This window comes from Bacillus sp. N12A5, assembly GCF_026790125.1.
Taxonomy (GTDB): domain Bacteria; phylum Bacillota; class Bacilli; order Bacillales; family Bacillaceae; genus Bacillus.
This window is the reverse complement of the sequence record NZ_JALAMR010000017.1, coordinates 25611-52149: the sequence shown is the minus strand read 5'-3', so window position 1 is coordinate 52149 and position 26539 is coordinate 25611. Positions and strand designations below refer to the sequence as shown.

Genomic DNA, 26539 nt, shown 5'->3' with positions numbered 1-26539 from the left:
AGAGGCTGTCTTTTTTTGTTTAGAGCATTTCGCTTTTGAGTTCACTTTTTTTCGGATATGATAAAAACAGATAAGGAGGTTCTTGTGATGAATAACACAATTGAAACCATTTTGAATCATCGGTCCATCCGGTCTTTTACAGATCAGCTTTTGACTGCTGAGGAAATTGATACATTAGTGAAAAGTGCACAGGCTGCGTCAACGTCCAGCTACGTACAGGCATATTCAATTATCGGGGTTTCCGATCCTGAGAAAAAACGCGAGCTGTCTGTGCTTGCCGGAAATCAGCCTTACGTTGAGAAGAACGGGCACTTTTTTGTGTTTTGTGCGGATTTGTACCGCCATCAAAAACTGGCTGAGGAAAAAGGCGAACATATTTCTGAGCTGCTCGAAAATACGGAAATGTTTATGGTGAGCTTGATTGATGCGGCGCTGGCAGCGCAAAATATGAGCATTGCTGCTGAATCTATGGGGCTGGGCATTTGCTATATCGGTGGTATTCGAAACGAACTGGACAAGGTGACAGAGGTGCTGCAAACGCCTGACCATGTGCTTCCGCTTTTCGGTCTGGCAGTGGGCCATCCTGCCAACCTATCCGGCAAAAAACCGAGATTGCCAAAACAGGCGGTCTATCATGAGAATACGTATAATGTGAACACAGACGATTTCCGCAATACGATGGATGCGTATGATCAAACCATTTCTGATTATTATAGAGAAAGAACAAACGGCCAGCGTGTGGAAACGTGGTCTGACCAGATTCTGAACTTTATGAAGCAGAAGCCGCGTACGTATTTAAATGACTATGTGAAAGAAAAAGGTTTTAATAAGAACTAAAGCAAACCTCTCCGGTTCGGAGAGGTTTTCATGTTTCACGTGTAACATATTCCGACAAATAGAGACATGTTGTCACAAATAAATGGCGAATGATCGGGAGACAATGATAAGCATGTGAGCGGCTTTGGAGAAAAAATAGGGGATCAGTGATACGATGAGAATGAGGTGGTAGGGATGATTTCATTAAGTATATTAGATCAATCTCCGGTATCAGAAGGCAGCTCTGCAGAAACAGCATTGCAGCAAACCGTTGCGCTTGCGCAAGCTGCTGAGGACCTTGGATATAAGAGATTTTGGGTGTCTGAACACCATTTTTCAAAGCGGCTGGCAGGATCAAGCCCAGAAGTGCTGATTAGTCATATAGCGGCGAAAACGGATCGAATCCGTGTTGGGTCAGGCGGCGTCATGCTGCCGCACTACAGCGCTTATAAAGTAGCTGAGAATTTCCGTGTGCTGGAAGGGCTGGCACCGGGAAGAATTGATCTGGGGCTTGGCAGAGCACCAGGTGGAATGCCGATTGCATCATGGGCGCTGAATGACGGCGGGAAGCGGAATGCCGATCAGTATCCGCAGCAAATCGAGGAGCTGACCATGTATTTGCATGATTTGGCGGATGACAAACATCGTTTTCCGAATCTGACGGCAGCGCCGCATATTTCAACCGCACCTGATGTGTGGCTGCTTGGCTCATCTGGAGAAAGCGCGCTGCTTGCCGCTGATTCGGGTGCTGGCTATATGTTTGCCCACTTTATCAATGGGGAGGGCGGTGAGGATACAGTCAGGCAGTATAAAAGACGATTCAATCCGTCTGTATTAGGAGACACGCCCCGAGCGGCAGTCGCTGTTTTCGTTCTTTGTGCTGACACGGAGGAGAAGGCAGAGGAGCTTGCGGCTGTGCTTGATTTTACGCTTTTAGCAGGGGAGCAGGGCATTCCTTTAAAAGGTGTTCCTTCGTATGAAGCTGTTCGGAAAAATACGTACTCCCCTTATGAACAGAGACGTATTGCTGATAATCGAAATCGAATGATTGTCGGCACGAAAGAACAGGTGAAGGAGCAGCTGCTGGCTTTGAGTAAAGCGTATGGAACAGAGGAAATCATGGCGGTGACCATCACACACCATTTTGAAGATAAGCTCCATTCTTACCGCTTGCTGCAGGAGGCATTTGCGAATTAATAGCTGAAAAAGCCCCGCCGAATCGGCAGGGCTTCTTATTAATCAATGGTAAAAGGCTCTTCCGTCAGAACCTGGCTTGATTTGCCTTTGTTCGCGGCATAGGCGAGCAAGTAATATTCTCCGGCCGGAAGCTTTGTTCCGCCATTAATCGTGCCGTCCCAGTCAAAGTACTGATAGCCTTTATCTTGATTTTTATAGATGCCGGCTTGGCCCGCAAAATCAAGACTGCTGTCATAGACGAGGAACGCCAGCTCTTCTGCTCCCGCAGGAAGGTAGGTTTCAATTTGATAGGTGCCTTGTTCAGATCCTTCGCTGACGGAGACAGATGTTACCCTCGGATAATCAGGCTCTTTGACGATCAGCAATGTAGGCACCTTAGCAACGGTTTTTCCGCCTTCTCTGACGATAACCGTTCCTTCATAGGTGCCGGCTTTTGTTTTCTTTGTATTGACCTTTACTTTTGCAGTGGCTTTTCCGGATTTATGTGCCGGAATCACAACACGGCTTGTACCAGATGTGGAGATGCCGCTGCCTTCAAATGAGTATTCAAGTGTGTATGACTTTCTAATGGAAGATTGGTTTTCAATCGTAAAGGTTTCTTTTTTCGTTTCATTTCCGTTTTCCTTCATGAATGTGCCATATGAATAGCTTCCAGGTGAGACGAGTGAGTCAGCTTTGATTGCATTCATGATTCTCGCACTGCCTGCGCCTTGGGCATTATGCGGATACACTTCTCCGTCGCCATCCTTTAAGGTGACAGCGGTGTTCATGATGGCGGCTTTGATCTGTTCAACGCTCCACTTTGGTTTGGCTTGTTTGATAACGGCAACCGCTCCGGCAATATGAGGAGATGCCATGCTTGTTCCTTGTTTTGATCCGTAGCCGTAAGGGTGGCCAGGATCATGTGTCGGAATGGTGCTGACGATATTGACGCCCGGCGCGGAAATATCCGGCTTAATCATCCACGTATCCATTACAGGGCCGCGGGATGAAAAATCAGCTACTTGCTCACCAAGCGCTTTTGAGACCGTCAACTTGAATGTTGTTTTCGTCTCGCCTGCTTTCAGGGCGCTGACGAGTTTTTCGCCGTCTTCTAATGAAAGCTTAATCGTTGGGACAGACATGCCCGGCACATTGGCTTCAATTTCCCCAGTGAGGTTGTTATACACAACCATGCCGATGGCGCCGGCTTTTTTTGCATGATCCGCTTTATCCACAAACGCAATGCCGCCCCTTTTGACAACGGCGACTTTGCCTGTCAGGTCTTTTCCTTCAAAATCCTTTTCCTCGCCAATTCCTGCTTCAACAAGCTCAACTTCTTTGTTATTGAGCGCTTTGACATCGTCCTCTTTGTTATAGCCCATCACTTTTGCTGAAGAATAGGAGCCGAATGTGACGGCGTATTCATTGAGCGGCAGCTGAGTCGCACCGACAGAAATTGCTTCTCTTGAAGTGCCTGGTGATCCGACTGTCCAGCCGTTCGGTCCGCTGTTGCCGTTTGACGTTACTGCGACAACACCTTCTGACATGGCCCAGTCAAGCGCTGTGCTTGTCGCCCAGTCCGGGTTGTTTAATGAGTTTCCAAGAGACAGGTTCATCACATCTGCTCCGTCCTGTACAGCGCGTTCTACTCCGGCAATGACATTTTCCGTTGTGCCGCTTCCGCCAGGGCCAAGAACACGGTAAGCAAGAAGTGTGGCATCAGGCGCTACGCCTTTAATCGTTCCGTTTGCGGCAACAGTTCCGGCTACGTGTGTGCCATGGTCAGTTGCTCCGCCCCTCGGATCGCCTGTTGGTGTTTCTTTTGGATCGTAATCATTGTCTACGAAATCATATCCTTTATATTGTCCGAAATTTTTCTTCAAATCAGGGTGATTGTATTCAACCCCTGTATCAATAATTGCCACTTTGACTCCTTTTCCTGTGTAGCCTAAGTTCCATGCGTCGTTTGCTCCGATATACGGTGCGCTGTCATCCATTTGCGGTGATACGGCGTCCTCGGAGATTGTGACGTCTTTATCCTTCATATGATCTGTTTTATATGTGACGTTCGGGTATACTGCCTTTACGTCTTTTACCGCGAGAAGTTTTGGAATCTCATTAGCTGGGAGTTTCATAGAAAAGCCTGAGAATACCTGTTCATATTCCCGGTTTACTTTTCCGTTTTTCACCGCTTTAACGGCTTTGTTTTTTGCTTTGGTGCGGGCGGTTTTCAGCTTGCTTTTCGTTTGGCTTTCTCCCGCTTCCTTCGCCTCTGCCAAGGATTTTTCTTTTAATTCCACAATAACGGTTGTTTTTTTGCTTGTTGTCATATCGATATCACCGAATATCTCGGCTTTTTCCAGGTCAGCCGATGTTTTTGAAGAAGCCGGCGCTGCCTTGACGCCCGTCATACCTGTGGATAACGTAAAAAATAAAACAAAACTTACAAGCAGAAAGCGAATGATCCCTTTTTTCAATGTGTTTCCCCCTTTGTATTTAGAAAAATGGTGAAGATCTAGTATATATTTCTTGAAAATTCAAAAAAGTCCTTGTGTCATTTGGACCATTTATTGGATTTTGCTTGTGTATAACGAAGGAGTTATACACAGAACCCTGTGTATAAGTGAATAAACCTGTGTATATATATAGTTGGGAATGTATGTTCCTATACAAAATATAGAAGGGGTTTGTGGACATGTGGATATCTATTGTGATTAAGTTGTTCTTATCTTTGGGATAACCTGTGTATAAAGTTTTTAAAACAGTTCTCCAATTTTCATTTCAATTCTTTCAGCTTTCAACAAAACTTCTAAAAACTAGTTGGTTTTTTCACTCATATTGTGACAAAGAATTCTCTTCCCACGGTCTATCATAGAGTCATGAGTTTTGCTAGAGCCGCTAGTTTGCGAGAAAAGAAATCGGCCGTCTTTTCCCGCGGGCTCGGCTGAGAAAACGGGCTGCTAAAAAGGCTGCCTGCCAAAAAGAAGCGGAGGGATGTTTTTCTATGAAACGTTTGCTTGTATCTTTACGGGTGTGGATGGTCTTTTTGATGAACTGGGTGACGCCGGACAGAAAAACTGCGGCTGCCGCGGTCTATTCGGCTCAGCGTACATACCAAAGAAAAGCGGCGGTGCAGGCCGCAGGGCTTGTTTCGTTTTATGAATGGCGGATGGCTGTGAATGAGGAAGAAAAGCAGAAAGCAAAAGCCGCCGCGCTTTATAAAAGAAGATGTCTGCAAGCCTTCAAGGAATCGCCAAAACAGGAGAGAGCGGGCCCGCATCTTTACATGGCGGTCAAAAGGAGGTAAAATCCCAGTCAAAAGCAAATTGGCGGGAGAGATAGCCTCTTGAAAATCTATAAAGTATTAAACAACAATGCGGCTTTAATAAAAGAGGATGATCAGGAAAAAATTGTGATGGGACCTGGAATCGCTTTTCAAAAAAAGAAAAATGATCTCATCCCTATGAATAAAGTGGAAAAGATCTTTGTCGTGCACGACGAGAATGAAAAGTTCAAACAAATCCTGCAAACGCTGCCGGAGGAGCATATAGAAATAGCTGAGGATATCATCAGCTATGCGGAAGGAGAGCTCGCGGCGCCGCTGAGCGATCACATTCATATCGCGCTTTCTGACCATTTATCCTTTGCGATCGAAAGGGTTCAAAATGGGCTGCTTGTGCAGAATAAATTGCTGCATGAGATCAAGGCGCTCTATAAAAAAGAATATGAGATCGGCCTCTGGGCGATCGGACACGTAAAAGAGACATTGGGCGTGTCTCTTCCTGAAGATGAAGCGGGCTATATTGCCCTTCACATCCATACGGCGAAGATGGATGCGGAGAGCATGTATTCAGCGCTGAAGCATACGACCATGATTAAAGAAATGATAGAGAAAATAGAAAACTATTTTAATCGAAAGGTGGATGAAAACAGCATTTCCTATCAACGCCTTGTCACGCATTTGCGATACGCGGTCAGCCGGTTGGAATCAAATGAAGCGCTCCATCGTATGGACGAGGAGATGCTTTATTTCATCCAAAAAAAGTATTCATTTGCCTATCAATGTGCGCTGGAGCTGGCGGAGTTTTTGAAAAATGAATATCAATTACATTTGCCGGAGTCCGAGGCCGGCTATATCACGCTGCATGTCCAGCGTCTTCAAGATCTCTCGGAATAACCGCTTTGACTTGCAGGGAGTCTTCTCTGGAAGTTTTTTTTTATTGATCGGGATTCAGCGTATAGTACATCTAGCCCATCATTACCATTCCCGCGGTCAGATTGCCTAGCGTCACAGGAATTAAGTTTCTGACCGCTCCCAGCAGTGTCACCGTATCAGGATGATCGATCAAAAGTGAGATGGCGACTGTGCACATATTGGCAATGCTGTGCTCAAAACCAGAAATAAAGAAGCAGAAAATAAAAAGCATCATGGCAAACAGCTTTGCTCCTTCACCTTTGAGGGACATCGGAATGAAAAAGGCGAGGCACACAAGCCAATTGCACAGCATTCCTCTGAAAAACAGTTCAAAAGCGGGCGGCTCCATTTTATGCTCAGCCAGATGAATCAAAAAGGAATGTACAGAAGCCTCTTCAAAAAGTCCTGTTGCGCTGATCAGCATGGCAAACAGGAGGGCGCCAATCAAGTTGCCGGCATAGCTTGATATCCACAGGTACAGGGAGTCGCGCCAGCGGATTTTTTTTCGGAGCGCGGTATAGGTGAAATAAAAGGTGTTGCCGGTAAATAAATCTCCGCCTCCGTAAGCAATCAGCAGAATAGCGGCTCCGAATGTGACAGCTGCTGCCGGAAACCAAATGGAGAATCGGCCATAGAGAAATAGCTGCCTGTTTTGCTTGCGGCTGTAATGCCGAAACCGATAAACATGCTGGCCAAAATCGACCGAAGCAAATAACGGGTTTTGCTTGAATTGAATATATTTTGTTTTTTCAAAGCGTACTGTTCAACCTTTTGCAATGCTTGAGTCTCCATGGCCTTTTCCTGCTTTCTATTATGATTGAGCATAGTATAGCATGATATTGTGAATTGTTTCACAAGTAATTTTTACGAATTTTTGTCTACATGTTTTATCAAACTTTTTAACTAAAAAACAGTTGACGAAAACGCTGTCATGTTTTATGATGAAAGCGTATTCTCAATCTGAATAAGCGGGATTGTGACTGGTAAAGCAGGCAAGACCTAAAATTTGCGTAAATGAAAAAGGATCACTGTGTCCTTTATTCGTTGGCGAATTTTAGGTCTTTTTTGTTTTAATAAAAGGGGGAGAAAAAGATGGACTACAAAGAGACTGCAAAACGCCTCATTGAGCTTCTCGGGGGGAAAGAAAACATTATCAGCGCGGCTCATTGTGCAACAAGACTGCGTTTAGTGATTAAGGATGAATCAAAGATAGATCAAGCACAAGTAGAAAATCTTGATGGCGTCAAAGGCGCTTTCAGCAGCTCTGGCCAGTACCAAATCATTTTCGGAACAGGCCTTGTCAATAAGGTGTATGATGCTTTTTCGAAGGAAGCGGATATTGATCATGAAGAACATGTAAACCATCAGGATGCGGCAAAAGAGAAGCTAAATCCTGCTGCGAGATTTGCGAAAACGCTTTCTAATATATTTGTTCCAATCATACCGGCTATTGTAGCCAGCGGCCTATTAATGGGATTACTGGGTATGATCAATGCGTTCCATTGGATGAGCAAGGACTCAGCACTGCTGCAGCTGCTTGATATGTTTTCAAGTGCAGCATTCATTTTCTTGCCGATTCTCATTGGAGTAAGCGCTTCAAAAGAGTTTGGCAGCAACCCTTACTTGGGAGCAGTTATCGGGGGAATCATGATTCATCCGACTCTCTTGAATCCATGGGGGTTGGCGGAAGCAACACCTGATTATATGAATCTATTCGGATTCGATATCGCGCTTCTCGGCTATCAGGGTACGGTCATTCCTGTTCTGCTGGCGGTTTATGTGATGAGCAAGGTAGAGAAATGGACAAGAAAAGTGGTTCCTCACGCGGTTGATTTGCTTGTTACACCTTTTGTTACAGTGATTGTCACCGGGTTTGTCGCTTTTATCGCGATTGGCCCTCTGGGCAGAGCCCTTGGCTCCGGCATTACGGTTGCTTTAACGTATGTATATGACCATGCCGGTTTTGTTGCGGGGCTGATTTTTGGGGGCACGTATTCACTCATCGTGCTGACAGGCGTTCATCACAGCTTTCATGCGATTGAGGCAGGCCTTATTGCAGATATAGGCAAAAACTATCTGCTGCCGATCTGGTCTATGGCGAATGTTGCACAGGGCGGCGCCGGCCTTGCTGTCTTCTTTATGGCGAAGAAGGCAAAGACAAAAGAAATTGCGCTTCCGGCTGCATTTTCCGCTTTTCTCGGCATTACTGAGCCTGTCATATTCGGAGTCAATCTTCGCTACCGAAAACCGTTTATCGCCGCGATGATCGGAGGCGCATTGGGCGGTGCATACGTTGTCTTTACACATGTTGCCGCAAACGCTTACGGGTTAACGGGTATTCCGATGATTGCCATCGCGGCTCCGTTTGGCTTCGGCAACCTGGCCAACTATCTGATTGGAATGGCGATTGCGGCAGTATCAGCGTTCATTGCAGCGCTTATCATGAAGATTAACGAGGATGAGGAGAGGAAAAAATGACAGTACATGATCAGGAGCTTCGGCGCCGAGCTTATGAGGAAGTGGATAAAAAAGAGCCGATTGTTAGCAGCGATCCGTACCGCCAGCATTTTCATATCATGCCCCCGGTTGGCCTGCTGAATGACCCGAATGGCGTGATTTATTGGAAGGGCAGCTATCATGTGTTCTTTCAATGGCAGCCATTTCAGACGGGGCACGGCGCGAAATTTTGGGGCCATTATACGACACAGGATATGGTGAGTTGGAAGCGGGAAGAGATTGCGCTTGCCCCGAGTGATTGGTTCGATAAAAACGGCTGCTACTCGGGCAGCGCTGTCACAAAAGACGGTCGGCTCTATCTATTTTACACAGGAAATGTCAGGGACCAGGACGGGAACCGGGAAACGTATCAATGCCTTGCTGTGTCTGACGACGGACTGTCCTTTGAGAAAAAGGGTGTCGTCGCCCGCCTCCCGGAAGGATACACGGCGCATTTTCGTGATCCGAAAGTATGGGAGCATGAAGGAACATGGTATATGGTGATCGGTGCGCAAACGGAGAGTCTGCAGGGACACGCTGTGCTGTTTGCTTCTGATAACCTGACAGAGTGGAGATTTCTCGGCCCGATAGCTGGCGCGGGCTTTAACGGGTTGGACGATTTCGGATACATGTGGGAATGCCCTGATTTGTTTTCCCTTCAAGGGTCAGACGTGCTGATCGTCTCGCCTCAAGGGCTTGAGGCTGACGGTATCCGTTATCAAAATGTGTATCAATCAGGTTATTTTATCGGGCGTCTTGATTATAGCAAGCCTGAACTAAGGCATGGGGATTTTACGGAGCTTGACCAAGGTTTTGATTTTTACGCACCCCAAACACTTGAAGACGATCAGGGAAGGCGGATTATGTTTGCATGGATGGCTGTGCCTGATCAGGATGAAGGGTCCCATCCGACGATTGACTATCACTGGATTCACTGTATGACGCTGCCGAGACAGCTGACGCTATCAGGACAAAAGCTGATTCAGCAGCCGCTGCCTGAGCTGAAAGCCATGCGCAGGAATGAGAAAAAAATACACATCAACATGCATGGATCATCTGGCACGCTGCCAGTTGAAAACCCTGAAAGAGCTGAGATCTTGCTTGAAGACATTGACACGGAGACTGGTTTTTCAATCAGTATTCGCGGAACAGCTGCGTTTTCCTTTCATAAGGACGAGGGGATTGTGACACTGGAGCGGACGAGCTTCGATGGAAAAGGAACAGAAGCGAGACATTGCCGCATCAAGGATTTGCATACCGTGCACATGTTTATCGACGCGTCATCTGTGGAAGTCTTTATCAACAACGGAGAAGAGGTCTTCAGTGCGAGATATTTTCCTTTCCCGGGAAATCATGAAGTGACAGCCAGTTCCACCGGCAAAACTGAAATGAACGTCGGAATTTGGACCCTTATGTAGAAAATCCTTCTATTTTCTTATGTGAAATCTGTGCCATCTGTGCTATTCTTCAACGATAACCTACTATTTTTTTCTGTAAAAGGAGTTGTTTTCTTGAATATACATGAACAGAAGATAACACCGGAATGTTTAGAAAAGGCTGCGGACCAAGTTGAAGATAAGCGGGAAGAATATAAGGATGTGCTGCTTCAGCTGAAAAAAATGCTTGGCGGAACAACGCCGCACAGTGAAACGGCGGAAATTCTTGCCCGGGCATATGAGCAAATGAAGGAATATGCACTTTTTGTTCAGTCGATAGAAGCATTTTTGAGGCAATCTGCGAACAATTTAAAAATCAAATAAACAGGCTGCCGACCGGATCGGCAGTTTTTTTCTGTGAAAGTTTTCAGTCATATAAAAAAGGCTGTCCTGCTGGGACAGCCTTTTTTGATTATGTTTATAATTGTTTATTCAGGCGCAGGGCAGAATGCTTCGTAGGTCCGACATACTGGTTTAGCGGGAAGGATTCTTTAATGGCAGCAGTAATGAATTCTTTCGCTGCGTAAATGGCTTCTTTGACTTCCGCACCTTTGGCGAGCTCCGCTGTCACGGCTGCTGAGAACGTACAGCCAGCTCCGTGTGTATAAGGCGTATCAATCATTTCACTTTCAAGAACTTCCGCTGTTTCTCCGTCATAGAGAACATCAACCGCTTTTTCATGTTTGAGTTTGCCTCCGCCTGTAATGACGACATATTGAGCGCCGAGCTCATGAATTTTTTTCGCTGCTTCGATCATATCGTCAACTGTTTTTAATTCATCCATGCCGCTGAGCTGGCTGGCTTCAAACAGATTCGGCGTAATGACAGTGGCAAGGGGCGCTAATTGTTCACGCAGGGCTTGGGCGTGCTCTGGATAAAGAACCTCATTAGCTCCTTTGCAAACCATAACCGGGTCAATTACCACATTTTTCAATTGTTTTTCTTTGATCGTTTTTGCCGCAAGCTCGATAATGTCAACGGTTGGCAGCATTCCTGTTTTCATGGCGTCCACACCGATGCCGTCCGTAATGGTTGCCAGCTGGGCGCGAATTATATCAGTATCGATCGGGAATACCTGGTGGTCCCAGCTGTTGTTCGGGTCCATCGCAACGACCACTGTTAAGGCGGTCATCCCGTATACGTTTTTTTCTTGAAATGTTTTTAAATCAGCTTGTATCCCAGCACCGCCGCTGGAATCAGAGCCGGCAATGGTGAGTGCTTTATGCATAGACATGTTTTGAACCTCCATCGTGTTTTGTCTTTCATTATAGTTAGATTTTCTCTGTATCACAATATAGAAGGTCTAAAGGAATCATTTGACAATACCCAAGGGCTTTCGTAAAATGCTACATAAGAAAACTAGGTAGGGGTTTTGTGATGTTAAATCGTGAACTGGTTAAGGGCAGCACCGTTATATTGGTATTGACGCTTTTGAACGAGCGGCCGATGTACGGCTATGAGCTTGTCAAAGAAATGGGAACACGCAGCGGAAATGAACTGCAGATGAAAGAAGGGACCCTGTATCCTTCTCTCCATAAGCTTGAGCGCCAAGGATTTATTTCGTCATATTGGGAGAAGCAGGAGAAAGGGCCTGACCGCAAATATTACCGGATTACAAATGAAGGCAAAGAGGTGTTGGCGGAACGCACGAAGGAATGGAGCGTTTTTTCGGCTATGATGGACCGAATGCTGAAGCGGGGCGGACAGAATGGATAAAGAAGCGTATTTATCTGAAATCAAAAACGGGCTTAAGGAGCTTTCAGAAGGCGAGGCAGTAATAGAAGAGATTGAGAGCCACATTGAACATCATCTGCTTCATTCTCTTCAAGAAGGGAAAAGTGAGGCGGAAGCTATGCAAACGTTACTACAGGTATTCGGAACGCCTGCTGACATTGTTTCTTCGTTTAAAAAAGAACAGCCTGTCACGTTCCGTGCATTTTTGTGTTTCCATCTTTTCTGTAACAGTGCATTATTTGCTGTCGGCACCGCCATTACGATGATGCATGTCTGGCTTGAATCACCCGTTGTTTATGCAGTATGGAAAGGCATTTCTGTTTCTGTGTGGCTGATCTTAGCTGCATATATCATCTACTGGGTGCTGATTGGGTATCAAGGGGTGAGGGAGTTTGGCAAACGCGGAGAACAGCTTGTATTGCATACGATTTTAATTTGCATGGTGCCAAATGTCATCTTTATGCTTGTTTTTCTTTTCAATGTGATTCCTGCCGCGTTGTTTCAATCCTTGCTGACGCCCTGGCTTGTAGGAACTTGTGTCTGTGCAACGCTGTTATTTCCATTATTCGGCCGAATGGGCTGTTATATTGGCAGGCGTAAGCTTGCCTGATTTTTTTGGTATATACATAGAATTTCTATGTAAGGAAGGTGTATGTCATGAGGATTAGCTCTTGTTTATATGGTTTTGTGGCTCATGGAGCAGTATTTTTGTTTACTGGCGGCTACATGCTCTTGGCTATGTTAGCCAGCTTGCCTTTTGTTTTTCTGCTTGATCGGCTGCCTGATGTTGTATTTACAGCCGGTGCCATTCTTATGCTGTTATGTACATATGCTTACGTCTGGTTTTGGGCGGTCCGGTTTGCGTATAACCAAAAAATGCGTCTGTTCGAGGTTCAATTGGGGTCCTTTGTGTTGCTGGCCATCATGATATCTTTGTTTTTATTAGATGGATCCAGTATGAAAGACATCGTAAGGAATTGGGACGATGCAGGCTGTGCTCTTGTTCCGCCGGCTTTTACATTTTTGTGTCTTTCTTATGCGCTGGTGCTGCTTCCGGTCTATCAATCTAAGCTGTGGCATCTCATTCTTCCGAATGGCGTCCGGCTGAAGGATCTTTTTCATGTCCTGGGAGATCTGATACTGATCATGGTGCTTCTGATCGGAGCCACTTTGCTGTTTCTATCATTTTAGTTTCCCGTTTCAGTAGGATATTCCCACTGATCTCCCGTCCAATATATGTTTTAATAGTACATGACTATGAAAATGAGAAGGAGAGCATCATGAAGATTTCTATCGTAATTGTGACCTATAACCGAATTCCGGCTTTGTGTGAGCTTCTGGAGTCGATTTCGCAGCAGACCATGAAGCCCTATGAAGTTATTATTGTGAATGATGCCGGGGAATCGGTCGTGCCGGTCAAAGCACTGTATCCGGAGCTGCCAATTGCTGTCATCAATTTAGAAAAGAACTCGGGGCATGTGGCTGCAAGAAATGCCGGTGTAAAAGAGGCGTCAGGCGATTGCATTATGCTTTGTGATGATGATGATTTCTTTACGCCGGGACATATGGAGAGAATGGCGAAGGAAATAGAAACGGCCGATTTTGTTCATTCTGATGCGGAAATTGTCTCGTTTGAAGAGAAAAACGGAACAAGATACCCAGTTTCCCGGAAGCTGTTTGCTTATACCGCTGACTATGAGGATATGAGAGTGTTCTCTACATACGTGCCGTCGGGCAGCATGTACAGACGTTTTCTGCATGATGAAATCGGGTATTTCGATGCTGATGTGCACAATTATTGGGACTGGGATTTTTATTTGCGCGCGGCTAAGGATTATCGGGTGAAGCGTGTCCCTTGTGCCAGTGTGATTTATGCCTTTAGTGACGCGGGGGACAATCAGTCGGCCGATCTTGGCGCCAAGCGGAAACAATATTTGGACCGTTTAAGTGAAAAGCACGGACTCGGGGAACTGCCGACGAAAAACTTTGCCGTTCTGCTTGAAGAGCCTGAGATGAAAAGACGGGAAGCAAAAAGTGAAATTGTATGGGATGGCAAGCCTGTCTATTCCAGGCTTCATCGTTCGTAAGGGAGGCCTGACTCTTGAAACAGCTTTTACAGGACAGCTGGTGGAATCAGCTGAAGGAAGAGTTTGAGAAACCGTATTATCAAGAACTCAGAGAAATGCTGAAGCGGGAATACGCGGAGCAAACGATTTATCCGGACAGCCGGGATATTTTTAATGCGCTGCATTATACTTCATACGATGATGTGAAGGTGGTCATTCTCGGCCAAGATCCGTATCACGGGCCTGGACAGGCTCAAGGGTTGAGCTTCTCCGTAAAGCCGGGTGTAAAGCAGCCGCCTTCATTAAAAAATATCTTTCTTGAGCTGCAGCAGGACATCGGGTGCAGTATCCCGAATCACGGATCGCTTGTCAGCTGGGCAAAGCAAGGGGTTCTTTTACTGAATACTGTGCTGACAGTAAGGCGCGGACAGGCGAATTCCCATAAGGGAAAAGGCTGGGAGCGTCTGACGGACCGGATTATTGACGTGCTGAATGAAAGGGAGCGGCCGGTGATCTTTATTTTGTGGGGCCGGCATGCCCAAATGAAAAAAGAACGGATCGACACGTCTAAGCATTTTATCATTGAATCGACGCACCCCAGCCCGTTTTCGGCAAGGAACGGATTTTTTGGAAGCAGACCGTTTTCCCGGGCGAATGCGTTCTTGGAGAAAATGGGAGAGGCGCCGATTGATTGGTGTATAAAGGATTTGTAAAAAGCGCAGATACTCTGCGCTTTTTTATTTAAGTATGTTCCGAATCATTCGCAGCCCGTTTTTGGAGGAAGGATAACGAAAAGCGAAGTCGAAGCGGTTCGTTTGTTTGACGACGCTTTTTTTGTGCGTAAATGTGTTAAAGCTGTCAAATCCGTGATAGCTGCCGATGCCGCTTTCTCCGACGCCTCCGAAAGGCAAATACGGTGTCGCGACGTGCATTAGCGTATCATTGACACAGCCGCCGCCAAACGAGAGTTTCTCTAAAACAGCTTGCTCGATTTCTTCGTTTGTGGTGAAGACATATAAGGCGAGCGGCTTTGGGCGCGTTTGGACTTTCTCGATGACTTCGCCGATATCGACGTATGTAAACAGCGGAAGAATCGGCCCGAAGATCTCCTCCTGCATCACCGGAGAGTCATCCTTCACTTGATCAAGAATGGTCGGAGCTATTTTGTGATGATCAGGATCAGATTGCCCGCCTGTAAGCGGGACTCCATCATTCAGAAAGCTGAGCAGCCGCTGATAGTGGCGCTCGCTGACGATTTTGCCGTACTGCGGATTCCGTTCGGGCTGAGGGCCGTAAAATTCACTGATCACCCGCTTCATTTCTTCTGTGAGCTTCGGTTTGATGTCTTCGTGGACAAATAAATAATCCGGTGCGATGCAGGTTTGTCCCGCATTAGTGAATTTCCCGAAGACAATGCGTTTGGCGGCAAGCTGTATGTCAGCATCCTTATGGACAATGCAGGGGCTTTTGCCGCCGAGCTCCAAGGTGACGGGAATTAATTGTTTGGCGGCAGCCTCCATGACGATTTTTCCCACAGCGACGCTGCCGGTAAAGAAAATATAGTCAAAGGGCTGCTGTAATAATGTGGTGCTGACGTCGGGCCCGCCTTCCGCCATAGCGACATAATCACTCGGAAAAACGCTGCTGATGAGTTTGGAAAGAATAGCGGAAACTGCCGGCGTATATTCTGATGGCTTGAGAACAACTGTGTTTCCGGCCGCAATGGCGCCAATCAAGGGAGAAAGCGCCAGCTGCAAAGGATAGTTCCAAGGCGCAATCACCAAAACGGTTCCATACGGCTCAGGGATAATGATGCTTTTGGAGCCTAAATGGGTCAGCGGTGTTTTGACACGTTTCGGCTTAGCCCATTTTCTCAGCCGTTTCATCACAAAGCTGATTTCCTCCAACACGATTCCGATTTCTGTCGTGTATGCCTCCTGTTCGGATTTGTGGAGATCCTGATAGAGAGCGGCTGTTAAATCGGCTTCATGTGTTTTGATGGTTTGTTTCAGCTTCTGTAACATGTCCAGTCTCGATTTGAGCGATCTTGTATGCCCCGCCGCAAAATAGGCTTTGTGCTTGCTGACGATAGAGGGGATGGTGTTCATTCCGTTTCTCCTTTTTTGTGAGGTAGGTGATTTATTATGTGAAAAATCTCTTCTGCTTGTCAAATACGCAAGGTTTGGCAGAAAAAATAACAAACTCATATCTGCGTTTACTGCAGGAATTTGATAAAATGCAGGAAGATGACAATTATTTTTTGGAGGGTTCTTGATGAACATTCATATATCTGCTTTGATTCAAAAGATGGAAGATGAGCTGAAAAAAGCAAAAACGGCTGAACGGGATGAGGAGCTGAAGCGTTCCGTAGCGGTTGTCCGGTCTTTGTGTGACGTCGTACTGGATCAGCCGGAGACCGCGAACGCGCCCCGCATACAGCCGAGCGTTACGCCAAGTCCTGCCCCGACGCCATCGACAGACCAGCTGATGATGGAAAAAATGATGGGAAGCGCGGGATTAAACAAATATCGAAAGCAAGAAAAAGAGAAGCAGGAAGAGGACGGAAACGGAGAATCTTTATTTGATTTTTAAAGAGAGAGGTTGAGCTCACGTGAAATTGGTTCTTGGCGCGCTGCAGTGGACAGCGTTTATCATTGCTGCGGCGATTGTTGTTCCGGTGGCGGTTGCTCAGTCGTTTCATTTGGATCACTCGGATTCTGCGAGATTGATTCAAAGCACTTTTTTTGTACTGGGAATTGCCGCCGTCATCCAGTGTTTGAAAGGCCACAGGCTGCCGATCAATGAAAGCCCTGCCGGCTTGTGGTGGGGAGTGTATACAATCTACGCAGGGCTGACGGGAACTGTGTTTGCGACATATGGGGACACGCTGCGCGGTTTGCAGGGGGCTCTGCTTGTAAGCGCTGTATGTTTCTTTTTGTTAAGTGTCTTCAAGGTCATTGACCGGCTTGCAGCCTTATTTACACCGGTTGTCACGGGTGTCTATTTATTGCTGCTTGTGATGCAGCTGAGTCAGCCCATCATAAAAGGAATTCTTGGAATCGGCTATCGAAAGGACGGTGTGGACGGGCTTGTATTTGGCCTGGCACTTGTTGTGATTGCCGCCGCCTTTATGATGACAAATTCGAATATCATGTTTTTGAAGCAATATTCTATTTTATTGGCCCTGTTCGGGGGTTGGGTGCTGTTTGCGGCTGCCGGAGCGGCAAAGCCGATGGAAATGCCGGACCGGCTGTTTCAGCTGCCTTCTCTGTTTCCTTTTGGCACCCCGTTATTTAACAGCGGTCTTATTATCACCTCAATCTTTATTACGATCTTGCTGATCGTGAATATGCTGGCAAGCATGAAGGTGGTGGACATTGCTGTAAAAAAATTCGGCAAACAGCCGGATGGACAGCACCACGAACGCCATGCCGGTTTTGCCGCCTCATTCAGCCATCTGCTGAGCGGTTTGACGGGGGCTATTGCACCAGTTCCGATTTCTGGAGCCGCGGGTTTTATTGAGACGACGAAAATGTTTTCTAAAAAACCGTTTATGCTCGGCAGTATTCTGGTTGTCGCAATCAGCGTGATCCCGTTTTTTATGAATGCGTTTGCGAGTCTGCCGTCACCCGTTGGGTTTGCGGTAAACTTTGTTGTGTTCTCCGCAATGGGCGGTCTGGCCTTTGCAGAATTTGATTCGTATGAGAAAGAAGAATTGAAAAGGGTGCGGTCTGTGATCGGCATCTCGCTCCTGACTGGGGTCGGTTTCATGTTTGTTCCTGACACTGCATTAAAGGATTTGCATCCGGTAGTGATTTCTCTGTTAAGCAACGGGCTCGTCCTAGGGACGCTTGCTGCAATAGCGGCAGACCAGTTTCAGCTTTGGCGCAGGAGAAAATCCGACAATCTCGTGTCATCGGAGAACAAACGTTGAATTTTGGTACAGGTGCGATAAGATAAATGATATGAGTTTAACGAAAAGGCGGGAGAGACAGATGAAAGTTTTTATCATATTAGGGGCCATAAACGCTATGCTTGCCGTGGGGCTCGGCGCATTTGGCGCTCATGGATTAGAAGGGAAAATTCCTGATAAATACCTTCAGGTTTGGCACACAGGTGTGCAGTATCATATGTATCATGCTCTTGGGCTTTTCGTTGTCGCGTTTCTCGCCGATAAATTATCCGGCATCGGCAGTGTCACGACAGCCGGCTGGCTGATGTTTGCGGGAATTGTGCTGTTTTCCGGAAGCTTATATATCCTCAGTGTGACGCAAATCTCAATCCTCGGGGCCATTACTCCGCTCGGCGGTGTGGCGTTTATTATTTCTTGGATAATGATCGTTGTCGCAGCCGTCAAATATCTATAAACAAAAAAGCCAATCCTCATCAAATGAGTGATTGGCTTTTTCTTTACCTTGGCGAATAAGATGCCATGGAATATGGATATGTGTATGCAATTTCTTCATCAAATGTGACGTAATCAAGGTAGATCGTCAAGAGCAGGTAGCGTGTTCCTGATTTCGGATCGCTGATGATAATGTGATCACGGCCTGCTGCTTCAATCACGCCCCGAAAGATCTTTGAGCCCCATTCTTTGCTGTTTTCGAATGTCATATAAATCGTCGCCGTTTTTCCCCGGTTTAGGCGCAAGATGTTTTCAATGTAAGACTCTTCGACAGGCAGCATGCCCGGGACGTTTTGGCCAGGCGCTGACGGTGTCGGCCCGGATGGGATTTGAAACCCGCCTCCCTGCTGCTGGCCCGGGAATCCGAAGCCCTGCTGGCCTTGCTGCCCCTGCTGCATTGGCATCATTTGCTGCATCCCCATCGTCTGCATTTGTGGGCCTTGGCCTTGCTGCGGGTACGGATTGGCCCCGTACTGAGGCTGATACCCCTGCATATTATCATATGCCTGCATTTGCTGATATTGATTTTTTTTCGGTTTCATATCGTTCCTCCTTTTTATGAAAACCATTCAAAACATGTTCCGGATGTATAGGTGAACGCTCCGCGATGACTCACCTCCGATGGAAAACGATCTTATTCGCTGGTGCGATTTTTATCTCTTTCACCTTATGAGGCTAAAGCGTGGAATATGCGGAAAAAGAACAGTCGACAGCACAGATTTTGAACTGGGCAGCTGCTGCTTTTATTAGACATACACAAACTTTTCGCATATTGGTTTGTATCCCTAGCGCAACTTGAGCATAAGCAACATAAGATAACGATAGTTTCAGGTGTGAAGTTCCAAGAAGGAGGTGTAGGATTTGCCGAAAGTATCAGTCATTATGACGAGCTATAACAAAAGCGATTATGTGGCAAAGTCCATTTCCAGCATACTCTCACAAACGTTTTCTGATTTTGAATTGTTTATTATGGATGATAACTCCAATGAAGAGACGCTGAATGTCATCCGCCCTTTTTTGAAGGATAACCGAGTGCGTTTTTATCAGAGTCATATATCTGGAGTGAAGGAAAGAACAGAAAAAACGAGATACGCGGCGCTGATCAACCAGGCGATAGAGATGGCGGAGGGTGAATATATCACCTATGCAACGGATGATAACATCTATATGCCGGACCGGCTTCTGAAAATGGTGCAGGAGCTTGATGCTCATCCAGAAAAAGCTGTGATTTACTCAGCCTCCAAAACCTATCATTTAAATGAGCATCGAGACATTGTGAAAGAAACTGTCCGGCCTGCGGCTCAAGTGACGTGGAATGCGCCTTGCGCCATCGATCATTGCTCGGTGATGCACAGGTATTCAGTGCTTGAGAAGGTAAAGGAGAAGTTTGGCTCCTATTGGGATGAAAGCCCGGCGTTTTACCGTATTGGGGACGCCCGATTCTTTTGGAGAGTCAATCATTTTTACCCGTTTTACCCGCTGGCTGAGGAGCTGGATCTAAATTATATTACCGACCAATCGATTCACTTTCAGCTGTTTGAATCAGAAAAAAATGAATTCGTCAGGAACCTTCCGCCGCAGCGCAATTGCCGCGAGCTGCGTGAATCATTAAAAAAGCTTGGAATGGGGTGAGAGCTTGTCGGCCTATTTAAGCAATTATTGGGTGCTGTACCGGAAGTATGTGGAGCTTTTTGACAAACTTCGCTACAAAGGGATTCCGCTTGCGCTTATCAGTAATTTTTATCAATACATCAGCCCTGAGCTGCGGGTGATGATGGAAGAAGAACCGGCGTTATTCGGATCGGTGGATCAGCATATCGATGAGGGACAGATTCAGCCGTTTTTTGAAGAAAGAATTCAAAACATCACTCAAACAAATGACAAACCTGTAAAAGGGAAAGTCATTTTGCACTTTGATTATCTACGTTTTTCAAACGAAAATTACTATCAATTTGATCCTGAAAAAACGGTTGTTTTGGCCAGATGGAGTTTGCCGCATTATTGTGATCTGCCTGTGATCAGCAAGCGAGAAATGGCGGAATCATGCCAAAAGGGCGACTCGAAGCCATATCTCGAAACCGCCTGTTCGATTCTCGCCACTTATGACGATCATCCGGCATTCGGTGATCAAGCGTTTCGCGACCGGCTTTTCAAAGACATTCCTTTATTCATCGAGGCCATTGATACAGTTGATGCGCTGTTTGAACAGGAAAAGATTTCAGCTGTTGTTGTCGGAACGGCAGAAGATATTTACAGCAGGGTGCTCGCTCTCATGTGTCAAAGGAGAGGGGCCGTCAGCATTTGCCTTCAACATGGCGCATTGATGGGAGATGAAGCCTTTATTCCTGTATTTACAACCTATCAAGCTGTTTATGGTGCGTATGAAGCAGAGTGGTTTATACGAAAAGGCTGTAAACCCGAGAAGATTCTCGTCACGGGACATCCCCGCTTCGATCAGATTTTTAATAGAACGCCTATGGATATGTCCATATTCTATCGAAAACTTGCTTTTCATCCGGCTAAAAAAATTGTGCTTATTGCCACCCAGCCGTTTTCAGAAGATTTTTACGCCGGTGTGCTGGAAGGGCTATCTGATCAGAAGCAGCTGCAAATCATCATCAAACCCCACCCGTGGGAAATCGGAAAAAACAAGCTTGATCTGTATCACGCTGCGGCGAAAAAACATAAAGCATGCAGAGTCATCAAAAAGGAGCTGGAGCTTTATGATTTGCTGCCGTATGCTGATGCCGCAGTGACGCAAACCTCAACAGTCGGACTTGAAGCCATGCTGTTTCAAAAGCCTGTGCTGATCGGAAAATCGACCGGAAATCGCTCGTATCCGTATTATGAATCTCTTGGCGATTTTATGTTTGACCAGCCGGATGAACTGGCACACACCTTGGTTGAGGTTCTTCGAAGTCCCGCCGTGCATCAAAAAGCAGAAGAGGCGCGCCTGGCATTCATAGCGGCTAATTATCCGGTGGCAGAATCAACAAATGCTTTACTTGCGCTACTGAAAGCCAAAACAGGAGTTGATTACAGGCGGGAAGAAACTGAATAAAATGATAGGAGCGCAAAGAAATGGTACAAAAGAGAAACCAATTTCTCCCTTACTCATTGCCGTTAATCGGTAAGGAAGAAATTCAGGAGGTTACAGAAACGCTTGAATCGGGATGGCTCTCCAAAGGCACGGAATTCGGGTTCCAGAAAGCGGATTTCCCGATCGCCATGAATGACTATAAACGGTCCCTGTCGATCCCGTTCTCTGACGAGGATGTACATGATGTCATAAAAGCTGTGCAGGATATTGTAAAAGGGGCTGGTTAAGGGTGTATACGGTCAAAGAAAATGTATCCAAAGAGGCGGTTGAGAAATTCCTTCAAAGCAGGAAGCAAACACTGGATGTTTCGTACCAATTTTCCCTTGGCCTTTTTGAAAGCAGCAGACTCCAAGGCATCTTGCTTTACGAAAATTCTCTGTGGGAAAGTCAGGTGCTTCATAAGAAAGTTATGAGCGTCAAACTACTTGCGGCAAACAGCACCGGGCAATTGAAGAGGCTGTTTCAAGCCTTTTATTCTGTACGCCAAATGGATGAAACTGATTTTATCTCTGTTCGTGTCCCGGCGGAAGATATCGGTGCCGCGCACGTGATACAGCAGCAGCCATACTCTTACTTTGTCGGCGGTTTGCTTAAGATGGCGAAGTACCCGTCTTTTTATGACAGAACACCGCCATTTTTCGAACTAGGCCCGACTGAGCCCGAAGACACAGAAGCGATATGTCAGCTGGCACGGGACTCGTTTGCAAAAAGCAAATATTTTCAAGATCCTTATCTCAGCCGTGAAGCAGCAAACAAGATCTTTCAGGAGTGGACAAGAAACAATCTCAATGGAAGGGCGGCTGTCAATATTGCCGCTACGCACAACGGCGAGGTCATCGGCTATCTTCAAGGCCTGTCAAGAGGTGATGAATGTACTGTCGATTTGATGGCTGTAAAGCCCGAATTTGAAGGAAAACGTATCGCGTTTCATTTATTGGCGAATTTCATAGAACAACCGGAGACACAGAAGCATAAAACGGTAACAGCGGAAACGCAGCTTCATAATGTAAGAGCGATTCGCCTTTACGAAAGAATGGGATTCACCGCTGAACAGTCGTATTACGATTATCATATTTGGCCGGGCAGGAGAGCGAAATAATGAGCGTTTCAACTCTGGATTTAGGTTGCCTAGGCTTGAATGATCAGGCCTTTGATTTGATGAATAGAGCACGATGAAATTATTCTCTGGGAAATAAAACGCAAAAGGCCTAATCTGCTTTTGTTAGATGTTCTAGGCGCGCCCGCGTTAAGGAAAAGCTATTCTTCAAGATTTGTATGATCAAAAGGTATAAAAATGCATGTAAGGAAGTGTTAATGTGAAAGGTGTTATTTTAGCCGGTGGAAACGGCTCGCGCCTTATGCCCTTAACCAAGGCCGTTAACAAGCATTTGCTTCCGGTAGGCCCGTATCCGATGATTTACTGGTCGGTCATGAAGCTGGAGGAAGCCGGTATAAAAGATATTTTGCTCATCAGCCAAAAAGAGCATATGCCGCAATTTTATAAACTGCTTGGGAACGGGGAAGAGCTTGGCGTTACAATCACTTATCAGGTTCAACCAGCCGCATCGGGCATTTCGGATGGGCTGTCTTATGCAAAACGCTTTACGAAAAAAGAGCCTTTCATTTTATTATTAGGTGATAATATATTCGAAGATTCATTAAAGCCTTTTACGGAGCGCTTTGAACAGCAGGGTAAAGGAGCAAAGGTGCTGCTGAAAGAAGTTGATGATCCGGAACGCTTTGGGATTGCTGAGATTGATGAGAAAAACAAGCGGATTCGTTCCATTATCGAAAAGCCAGCACATCCGCCGACTAACCTTTGTGTAACCGGCATTTATATGTATGATGCGGAGGTATTTTCGTATATTGAACAAATATCACCGTCAAAGCGAGGTGAGCTGGAAATCACCGATGTGAATAATCTATACATCGAAAACAGCCAGCTTACGTATGATGTGTTATCAGGCTGGTGGGTAGATGCCGGAACTCACGAGTCGCTTCATCTCGCCTCCCAGCTTGTACACAAGGCTTTACAGAAAGGACAGGACGAAAAGTGATGGCAAAATCATATTTAGTTACGGGCGGGGCCGGCTTCATCGGGCTCACGTTTACAAAGCTCATGCTGAAGGAAACGGATGCGCGCATAACCGTTTTAGATAAACTGACGTACGCAAGCCACCCGAACGAAATGGAAAAATTAAAGGAAAACAGCCGATTTCGCTTTATAAAAGGAGATATCAGCGTTCAGGAGGATATCGACCGGGCGTTTGATGAGACCTATGATGGCGTGATTCACTTTGCTGCGGAATCGCATGTGGACAGAAGCATTTCCCAAGCGGAGCCGTTTATCACCACAAATGTGATGGGGACATATCGTTTAGCTGAAGCGGTCTTGCAGGGAAAAGCCAAGAAGCTGATTCATATTTCAACAGACGAGGTGTACGGAGATTTAGAAGCGGATGACCCCGCGTTTACTGAAACGACGCCGCTTTCTCCTAATAACCCTTATTCAGCCAGCAAGGCAAGCTCTGATTTGCTCGTGTTATCGTATGTGAAAACCCACAAGCTCCCGGCCATTATTACACGATGCAGCAACAACTACGGCCCTTATCAGCACAGCGAAAAAATGATTCCCACGATTATCCGCCATGCGAAGCAAGGGCTTCCGGTTCCGCTGTACGGCGACGGTCTTCAGGTCAGAGACTGGCTGTTTGCGGAGGATCATTGCCGCGCCATCAAGCTGATTTTAGAAAAAGGAACTGACGGCGAGGTGTATAACATCGGCGGCGGAAATGAACGCACGAATAAAGAGCTGGCGAGCATCATTATGAAGCATCTGGGCTGTGAGGAATTGTTCGCCCATGTGGAAGACCGAAAAGGGCATGACCGGCGTTATGCGATCAATGCATCAAAGCTGAAAAACGAACTGGGCTGGCAGCAGGAAGTGCCGTTTGAAGAAGGCATTGTGCGTACGATTCGCTGGTATACAGACAATGACCGATGAGAAGGTGATCCGATTGACAAAGGTTTTGGTGACTGGTGCAGGAGGACAGCTTGGCCTGGAACTGTGCCGCCAGCTGAAGCAAGCGGGATATGAGGTTATTGCGTTAACAAAGAAGATGATGAACATCGCTGACCAGCGCTCCGTAAGGCATTCGTTTGGCCATTATCAGCCGGATATCGTGGTCAATACTGCTGCGTTTACGTCGGTTGACAAATGCGAGGAGGAACTTGATAAAGCCTATTTGATTAACGGAATCGGCGCTTATTATACAGCGCTTGAGGCAGCCCGCATCGGAGCTCAATATGTTCATATCAGCACGGACTATGTATTCGACGGAAAAGGAACCCAGCCATACAGGGAAGACGATCCCCTCGATCCGAACACCATCTACGGCAAGAGCAAAAAGCTCGGAGAAGAACTGATTCGATTAGCGACAAAAGACAGTACGATCATCAGAACATCGTGGGTGTACGGACATGGCGGCAGCAATTTTGTTCATACCATGCTGAAGCTTGCTGAGACAAAACAAGAGCTTCGGGTTGTTAGCGATCAAATTGGTTCGCCGACGTATACGAAGGATTTAGCAGAAGCGGTTATCAAGCTGTTTAGCCATCCGCCGGGCATCTATCATGTCAGTAATTCAGGCATATGCAGCTGGTATGAGTTTGCAAAGGCAATTATGGAAGAAAGCGGGCTGGAAACAGCCATTTTGCCTGTCACAACAGAAGAATACGGGAACAAAACGCCCCGTCCGGCTTACTCTGTACTGAGCCATCAGGCCATTGAAGAAGCCGGCATTCGCCCCCGCCATTGGCGGGAAGCGCTACGGGAGTATTTGCACGAAAGGAGCAGTGCTCGTGATTGATGGAGTCAAGGTAAAAAAATTGACGAAGCATAGCGATGACAGAGGCTTTTTTGCTGAGCTGGTCCGGGATGATGAGAATCTTCTTGAGCGTTTCGGGCAGGCCTCTTGGTCGAAAAGCTATCCGGGTGTGATTAAAGCATTTCATTATCATGAGAAGCAGGATGATCTGTGGTTCTTTCCAACCGGCCACGCCCAGGTTGTCCTATATGATCTTCGAGAGGGCTCAAAGACAAAAGGAGAAACGGACGTCTATTATATGGGCGAGGACAACCCGATGCTGTTATTGATCCCAAAGGGGGTGGCCCACGGATACAGAGTGCTGGGAGAGACGCCGCTGACGATTATCTACTTCACCACCATGTCGTATAACCCGGATCAGCCTGATGAAAAAAGAATCCCGTGGAATGATGAGACAATCGGTTTCAACTGGAACACTGAATTTAGATAATAATAGGCACGTGATCAATCGAAGAGCAGAGGCATCTTCGACTTTTTTTGCCCTTTTTTAAAATAGGATAAAAGAAATAAATCGACAGGTATAAGTTACTAGAAAAAGAGAGAGAAATCGTTCATTTGAACCTTGTATAAACAGGAAGGAATTCTCAAAGAAATTCCAGTGTTAATATTCCTCAAAAAGCATTTACTTCCAAGGAAAATGATGATAGATTAATTTTTAAGAAAAAGAATTGGTAATTCGCGAATTACGAAAAAACGCTTTTTCTGCAGAGGACGCTCTGGCCAACATTAAACAATCAATTGAGGGGGAAATGTCATGTTAAAAAGAACTTCATTCGTATCTTCATTATTAATCAGTTCAGCTGTCTTACTATCAATCTTGCTTCCTTCAGGCCAAGCTCATGCACAGTCTGCATCAATCGAGGCAAAAACGATTAACAACACAAAAGAGTGGACTACTTCTGATATTGAAGTGACATATAAACCAAATGCGGTGCTTTCTCTCGGCGCGATAGAATTTCAATTTCCTGACGGGTTCCATGCAACAACAAGAGATTCAGTGAATGGAAGAACGCTGAAAGAAACACAGATTTTAAATGATGGAAAAACAGTTAGACTCCCGCTTACACTTGATTTGTTAGGCGCATCCGAATTTGACCTCGTCATGGTGCGCAAAACCCTTCCGCGCGCAGGCACTTACACGATTAAAGGCGATGTGGTAAACGGTTTGGGAATCGGCAGTCTTTATGCTGAAACGCAGCTGGTGATTGACCCTCGTTAATGAATA

General features: G+C 46.2%; 27 protein-coding genes and 2 pseudogenes. 24 read left to right on the top strand and 5 right to left on the bottom strand.

Going from position 1 to position 26539, the window contains the following annotated elements; translation table 11 throughout:
- The first annotated feature begins 87 nt into the window (after positions 1–87).
- On the top strand, positions 88–837 hold the full coding sequence (nfsA, locus tag MOC09_RS17280) for an oxygen-insensitive NADPH nitroreductase (RefSeq protein WP_268371290.1): 750 nt from the start codon (positions 88–90) through the stop codon (positions 835–837).
- A 174-nt stretch (positions 838–1011) separates the two neighbouring features.
- Positions 1012–2013, top strand: a complete 1002-nt coding sequence (locus MOC09_RS17275) for an LLM class flavin-dependent oxidoreductase (protein WP_268371288.1) — start codon at positions 1012–1014, stop codon at positions 2011–2013.
- A gap of 38 nt (positions 2014–2051) precedes the next feature.
- On the opposite strand, the gene vpr is transcribed toward MOC09_RS17275, so the two are convergent.
- Positions 2052–4472 carry a serine protease Vpr gene (gene vpr, locus MOC09_RS17270; RefSeq protein ID WP_268358857.1) on the bottom strand — a complete coding sequence of 807 codons (2421 nt, stop codon included), beginning with the start codon at positions 4470–4472 and terminating at the stop codon, positions 2052–2054.
- A 527-nt stretch (positions 4473–4999) separates the two neighbouring features.
- Between vpr and MOC09_RS17265 the strand changes: the two genes are divergently transcribed.
- Both MOC09_RS17265 and sacT read left to right on the top strand, forming a co-directional pair.
- A complete protein-coding gene (locus MOC09_RS17265; RefSeq protein WP_003222155.1) occupies positions 5000–5302 on the top strand; it encodes a hypothetical protein in 303 nt (100 codons plus the stop codon).
- Between the two features lie 39 nt (positions 5303–5341).
- Positions 5342–6172, top strand: coding sequence for a sac operon transcriptional antiterminator SacT (sacT, locus tag MOC09_RS17260; protein WP_268371287.1), 831 nt, complete (start codon positions 5342–5344; stop codon positions 6170–6172).
- A 70-nt stretch (positions 6173–6242) separates the two neighbouring features.
- Here the strand turns inward: sacT and MOC09_RS17255 are convergent.
- Positions 6243–6982: pseudogene (locus MOC09_RS17255) on the bottom strand (formate/nitrite transporter family protein).
- A gap of 300 nt (positions 6983–7282) precedes the next feature.
- Here MOC09_RS17255 and scrA point away from each other — a divergent pair.
- The 3 genes from scrA to MOC09_RS17240 all read left to right on the top strand — a co-directional run bounded on the left by scrA (position 7283) and on the right by MOC09_RS17240 (position 10446).
- Positions 7283–8668 (top strand): PTS system sucrose transporter subunit IIBC, encoded by a 1386-nt coding sequence (gene scrA, locus MOC09_RS17250; protein WP_268358863.1) that lies wholly within the window; start codon positions 7283–7285, stop codon positions 8666–8668.
- The gene (gene sacA / locus MOC09_RS17245; RefSeq protein ID WP_268371285.1) at positions 8665–10104 is read left to right on the top strand and encodes a sucrose-6-phosphate hydrolase; all 1440 of its coding nucleotides are present in this window, start codon (positions 8665–8667) and stop codon (positions 10102–10104) included. Before scrA ends, sacA begins: the two co-directional genes overlap by 4 nt.
- Before the next feature lie 93 nt (positions 10105–10197).
- Complete coding sequence (locus tag MOC09_RS17240) at positions 10198–10446, top strand: hypothetical protein (RefSeq protein ID WP_268358867.1); 249 nt, start codon at positions 10198–10200, stop codon at positions 10444–10446.
- A 94-nt stretch (positions 10447–10540) separates the two neighbouring features.
- Here the strand turns inward: MOC09_RS17240 and MOC09_RS17235 are convergent, their stop codons facing one another.
- Complete coding sequence (locus tag MOC09_RS17235) at positions 10541–11356, bottom strand: bifunctional hydroxymethylpyrimidine kinase/phosphomethylpyrimidine kinase (protein ID WP_268358869.1); 816 nt, start codon at positions 11354–11356, stop codon at positions 10541–10543.
- Between the two features lie 143 nt (positions 11357–11499).
- Here MOC09_RS17235 and MOC09_RS17230 point away from each other — a divergent pair, with 143 nt between their 5' ends.
- From MOC09_RS17230 to MOC09_RS17210, 5 genes are all read left to right on the top strand, one after another.
- Positions 11500–11838: a PadR family transcriptional regulator gene (locus MOC09_RS17230; protein WP_268358871.1), complete on the top strand. Its 339-nt coding sequence runs from the start codon at positions 11500–11502 to the stop codon at positions 11836–11838.
- Entirely contained in the window at positions 11831–12466 is a 636-nt protein-coding gene (locus MOC09_RS17225) for a permease prefix domain 1-containing protein (protein ID WP_268358872.1), read from the top strand. The genes MOC09_RS17230 and MOC09_RS17225 overlap by 8 nt, the downstream gene beginning before the upstream one ends.
- A 47-nt stretch (positions 12467–12513) precedes the next feature.
- Positions 12514–13047, top strand: coding sequence for a hypothetical protein (locus tag MOC09_RS17220; RefSeq protein ID WP_268371283.1), 534 nt, complete (start codon positions 12514–12516; stop codon positions 13045–13047).
- 89 nt (positions 13048–13136) lie between these two features.
- A complete protein-coding gene (locus MOC09_RS17215) occupies positions 13137–13943 on the top strand; it encodes a glycosyltransferase family 2 protein (protein WP_268371281.1) in 807 nt (268 codons plus the stop codon).
- 14 nt (positions 13944–13957) lie between these two features.
- Positions 13958–14635: a uracil-DNA glycosylase gene (locus tag MOC09_RS17210; protein WP_268358876.1), complete on the top strand. Its 678-nt coding sequence runs from the start codon at positions 13958–13960 to the stop codon at positions 14633–14635.
- A 24-nt stretch (positions 14636–14659) separates the two neighbouring features.
- Here MOC09_RS17210 and MOC09_RS17205 read toward each other — a convergent pair whose 3' ends face one another.
- Entirely contained in the window at positions 14660–16030 is a 1371-nt protein-coding gene (locus MOC09_RS17205; RefSeq protein ID WP_268371279.1) for an aldehyde dehydrogenase, read from the bottom strand.
- Between the two features lie 166 nt (positions 16031–16196).
- On the opposite strand from MOC09_RS17205, the gene MOC09_RS17200 reads away from it, so the two are divergent.
- From MOC09_RS17200 to MOC09_RS17190, 3 genes are all read left to right on the top strand, one after another.
- Complete coding sequence (locus MOC09_RS17200) at positions 16197–16514, top strand: YwdI family protein (protein ID WP_268358881.1); 318 nt, start codon at positions 16197–16199, stop codon at positions 16512–16514.
- Positions 16515–16533: 19 nt separating this feature from the next.
- Positions 16534–17856, top strand: coding sequence for a purine/pyrimidine permease (locus MOC09_RS17195; RefSeq protein ID WP_268371277.1), 1323 nt, complete (start codon positions 16534–16536; stop codon positions 17854–17856).
- Positions 17857–17917: 61 nt separating this feature from the next.
- A complete protein-coding gene (locus tag MOC09_RS17190; protein WP_010332332.1) occupies positions 17918–18289 on the top strand; it encodes a DUF423 domain-containing protein in 372 nt (123 codons plus the stop codon).
- 43 nt (positions 18290–18332) lie between these two features.
- Here MOC09_RS17190 and gerQ read toward each other — a convergent pair whose 3' ends face one another.
- A complete protein-coding gene (gene gerQ, locus MOC09_RS17185) occupies positions 18333–18869 on the bottom strand; it encodes a spore coat protein GerQ (RefSeq protein ID WP_268358885.1) in 537 nt (178 codons plus the stop codon).
- Between the two features lie 319 nt (positions 18870–19188).
- On the opposite strand from gerQ, the gene spsA reads away from it, so the two are divergent.
- From spsA to bslB, 9 genes and pseudogenes are all read left to right on the top strand, one after another.
- A complete protein-coding gene (gene spsA, locus MOC09_RS17180) occupies positions 19189–19959 on the top strand; it encodes a spore coat dTDP-glycosyltransferase SpsA (protein WP_268358887.1) in 771 nt (256 codons plus the stop codon).
- 4 nt (positions 19960–19963) lie between these two features.
- Positions 19964–21388, top strand: coding sequence for a CDP-glycerol glycerophosphotransferase family protein (locus MOC09_RS17175; RefSeq protein WP_268371274.1), 1425 nt, complete (start codon positions 19964–19966; stop codon positions 21386–21388).
- 20 nt (positions 21389–21408) lie between these two features.
- Positions 21409–21516: pseudogene (locus tag MOC09_RS17170) on the top strand (hypothetical protein); the annotation flags it as partial.
- 140 nt (positions 21517–21656) lie between these two features.
- Positions 21657–22526 (top strand): GNAT family N-acetyltransferase, encoded by an 870-nt coding sequence (locus MOC09_RS17165; protein WP_268371272.1) that lies wholly within the window; start codon positions 21657–21659, stop codon positions 22524–22526.
- A 217-nt stretch (positions 22527–22743) separates the two neighbouring features.
- Positions 22744–23484 carry a sugar phosphate nucleotidyltransferase gene (locus MOC09_RS17160; protein WP_268371271.1) on the top strand — a complete coding sequence of 247 codons (741 nt, stop codon included), beginning with the start codon at positions 22744–22746 and terminating at the stop codon, positions 23482–23484.
- Positions 23484–24431, top strand: a complete 948-nt coding sequence (rfbB, locus tag MOC09_RS17155; protein WP_268371269.1) for a dTDP-glucose 4,6-dehydratase — start codon at positions 23484–23486, stop codon at positions 24429–24431. Before MOC09_RS17160 ends, rfbB begins: the two co-directional genes overlap by 1 nt.
- 13 nt (positions 24432–24444) lie before the next feature.
- On the top strand, positions 24445–25296 hold the full coding sequence (gene rfbD / locus MOC09_RS17150; protein WP_268358898.1) for a dTDP-4-dehydrorhamnose reductase: 852 nt from the start codon (positions 24445–24447) through the stop codon (positions 25294–25296).
- On the top strand, positions 25289–25744 hold the full coding sequence (locus MOC09_RS17145; RefSeq protein ID WP_268371268.1) for a dTDP-4-dehydrorhamnose 3,5-epimerase family protein: 456 nt from the start codon (positions 25289–25291) through the stop codon (positions 25742–25744). The genes rfbD and MOC09_RS17145 overlap by 8 nt, the downstream gene beginning before the upstream one ends.
- A gap of 324 nt (positions 25745–26068) precedes the next feature.
- A complete protein-coding gene (gene bslB / locus MOC09_RS17140) occupies positions 26069–26533 on the top strand; it encodes a biofilm surface layer hydrophobin BslB (protein ID WP_268358902.1) in 465 nt (154 codons plus the stop codon).
- The last annotated feature ends 6 nt before the right edge of the window (positions 26534–26539 follow it).

What these genes read in the sequence shown, in the direction of transcription:
- MOC09_RS17265 (WP_003222155.1), top strand. Translation starts at nt 5,000, where the DNA reads ATGAAACGTTTGCTTGTATCTTTACGGGTGTGGATGGTCTTTTTGATG.
- gerQ (WP_268358885.1), bottom strand. Translation starts at nt 18,869, where the DNA reads ATGAAACCGAAAAAAAATCAATATCAGCAAATGCAGGCATATGATAAT.
- MOC09_RS17275 (WP_268371288.1), top strand. Translation starts at nt 1,012, where the DNA reads ATGATTTCATTAAGTATATTAGATCAATCTCCGGTATCAGAAGGCAGC.
- MOC09_RS17225 (WP_268358872.1), top strand. Translation starts at nt 11,831, where the DNA reads ATGGATAAAGAAGCGTATTTATCTGAAATCAAAAACGGGCTTAAGGAG.
- scrA (WP_268358863.1), top strand. Translation starts at nt 7,283, where the DNA reads ATGGACTACAAAGAGACTGCAAAACGCCTCATTGAGCTTCTCGGGGGG.
- MOC09_RS17215 (WP_268371281.1), top strand. Translation starts at nt 13,137, where the DNA reads ATGAAGATTTCTATCGTAATTGTGACCTATAACCGAATTCCGGCTTTG.
- MOC09_RS17220 (WP_268371283.1), top strand. Translation starts at nt 12,514, where the DNA reads ATGAGGATTAGCTCTTGTTTATATGGTTTTGTGGCTCATGGAGCAGTA.
- MOC09_RS17235 (WP_268358869.1), bottom strand. Translation starts at nt 11,356, where the DNA reads ATGTCTATGCATAAAGCACTCACCATTGCCGGCTCTGATTCCAGCGGC.
- MOC09_RS17205 (WP_268371279.1), bottom strand. Translation starts at nt 16,030, where the DNA reads ATGAACACCATCCCCTCTATCGTCAGCAAGCACAAAGCCTATTTTGCG.
- MOC09_RS17230 (WP_268358871.1), top strand. Translation starts at nt 11,500, where the DNA reads ATGTTAAATCGTGAACTGGTTAAGGGCAGCACCGTTATATTGGTATTG.
- MOC09_RS17190 (WP_010332332.1), top strand. Translation starts at nt 17,918, where the DNA reads ATGAAAGTTTTTATCATATTAGGGGCCATAAACGCTATGCTTGCCGTG.
- sacA (WP_268371285.1), top strand. Translation starts at nt 8,665, where the DNA reads ATGACAGTACATGATCAGGAGCTTCGGCGCCGAGCTTATGAGGAAGTG.
- MOC09_RS17200 (WP_268358881.1), top strand. Translation starts at nt 16,197, where the DNA reads ATGAACATTCATATATCTGCTTTGATTCAAAAGATGGAAGATGAGCTG.
- nfsA (WP_268371290.1), top strand. Translation starts at nt 88, where the DNA reads ATGAATAACACAATTGAAACCATTTTGAATCATCGGTCCATCCGGTCT.
- rfbB (WP_268371269.1), top strand. Translation starts at nt 23,484, where the DNA reads ATGGCAAAATCATATTTAGTTACGGGCGGGGCCGGCTTCATCGGGCTC.
- bslB (WP_268358902.1), top strand. Translation starts at nt 26,069, where the DNA reads ATGTTAAAAAGAACTTCATTCGTATCTTCATTATTAATCAGTTCAGCT.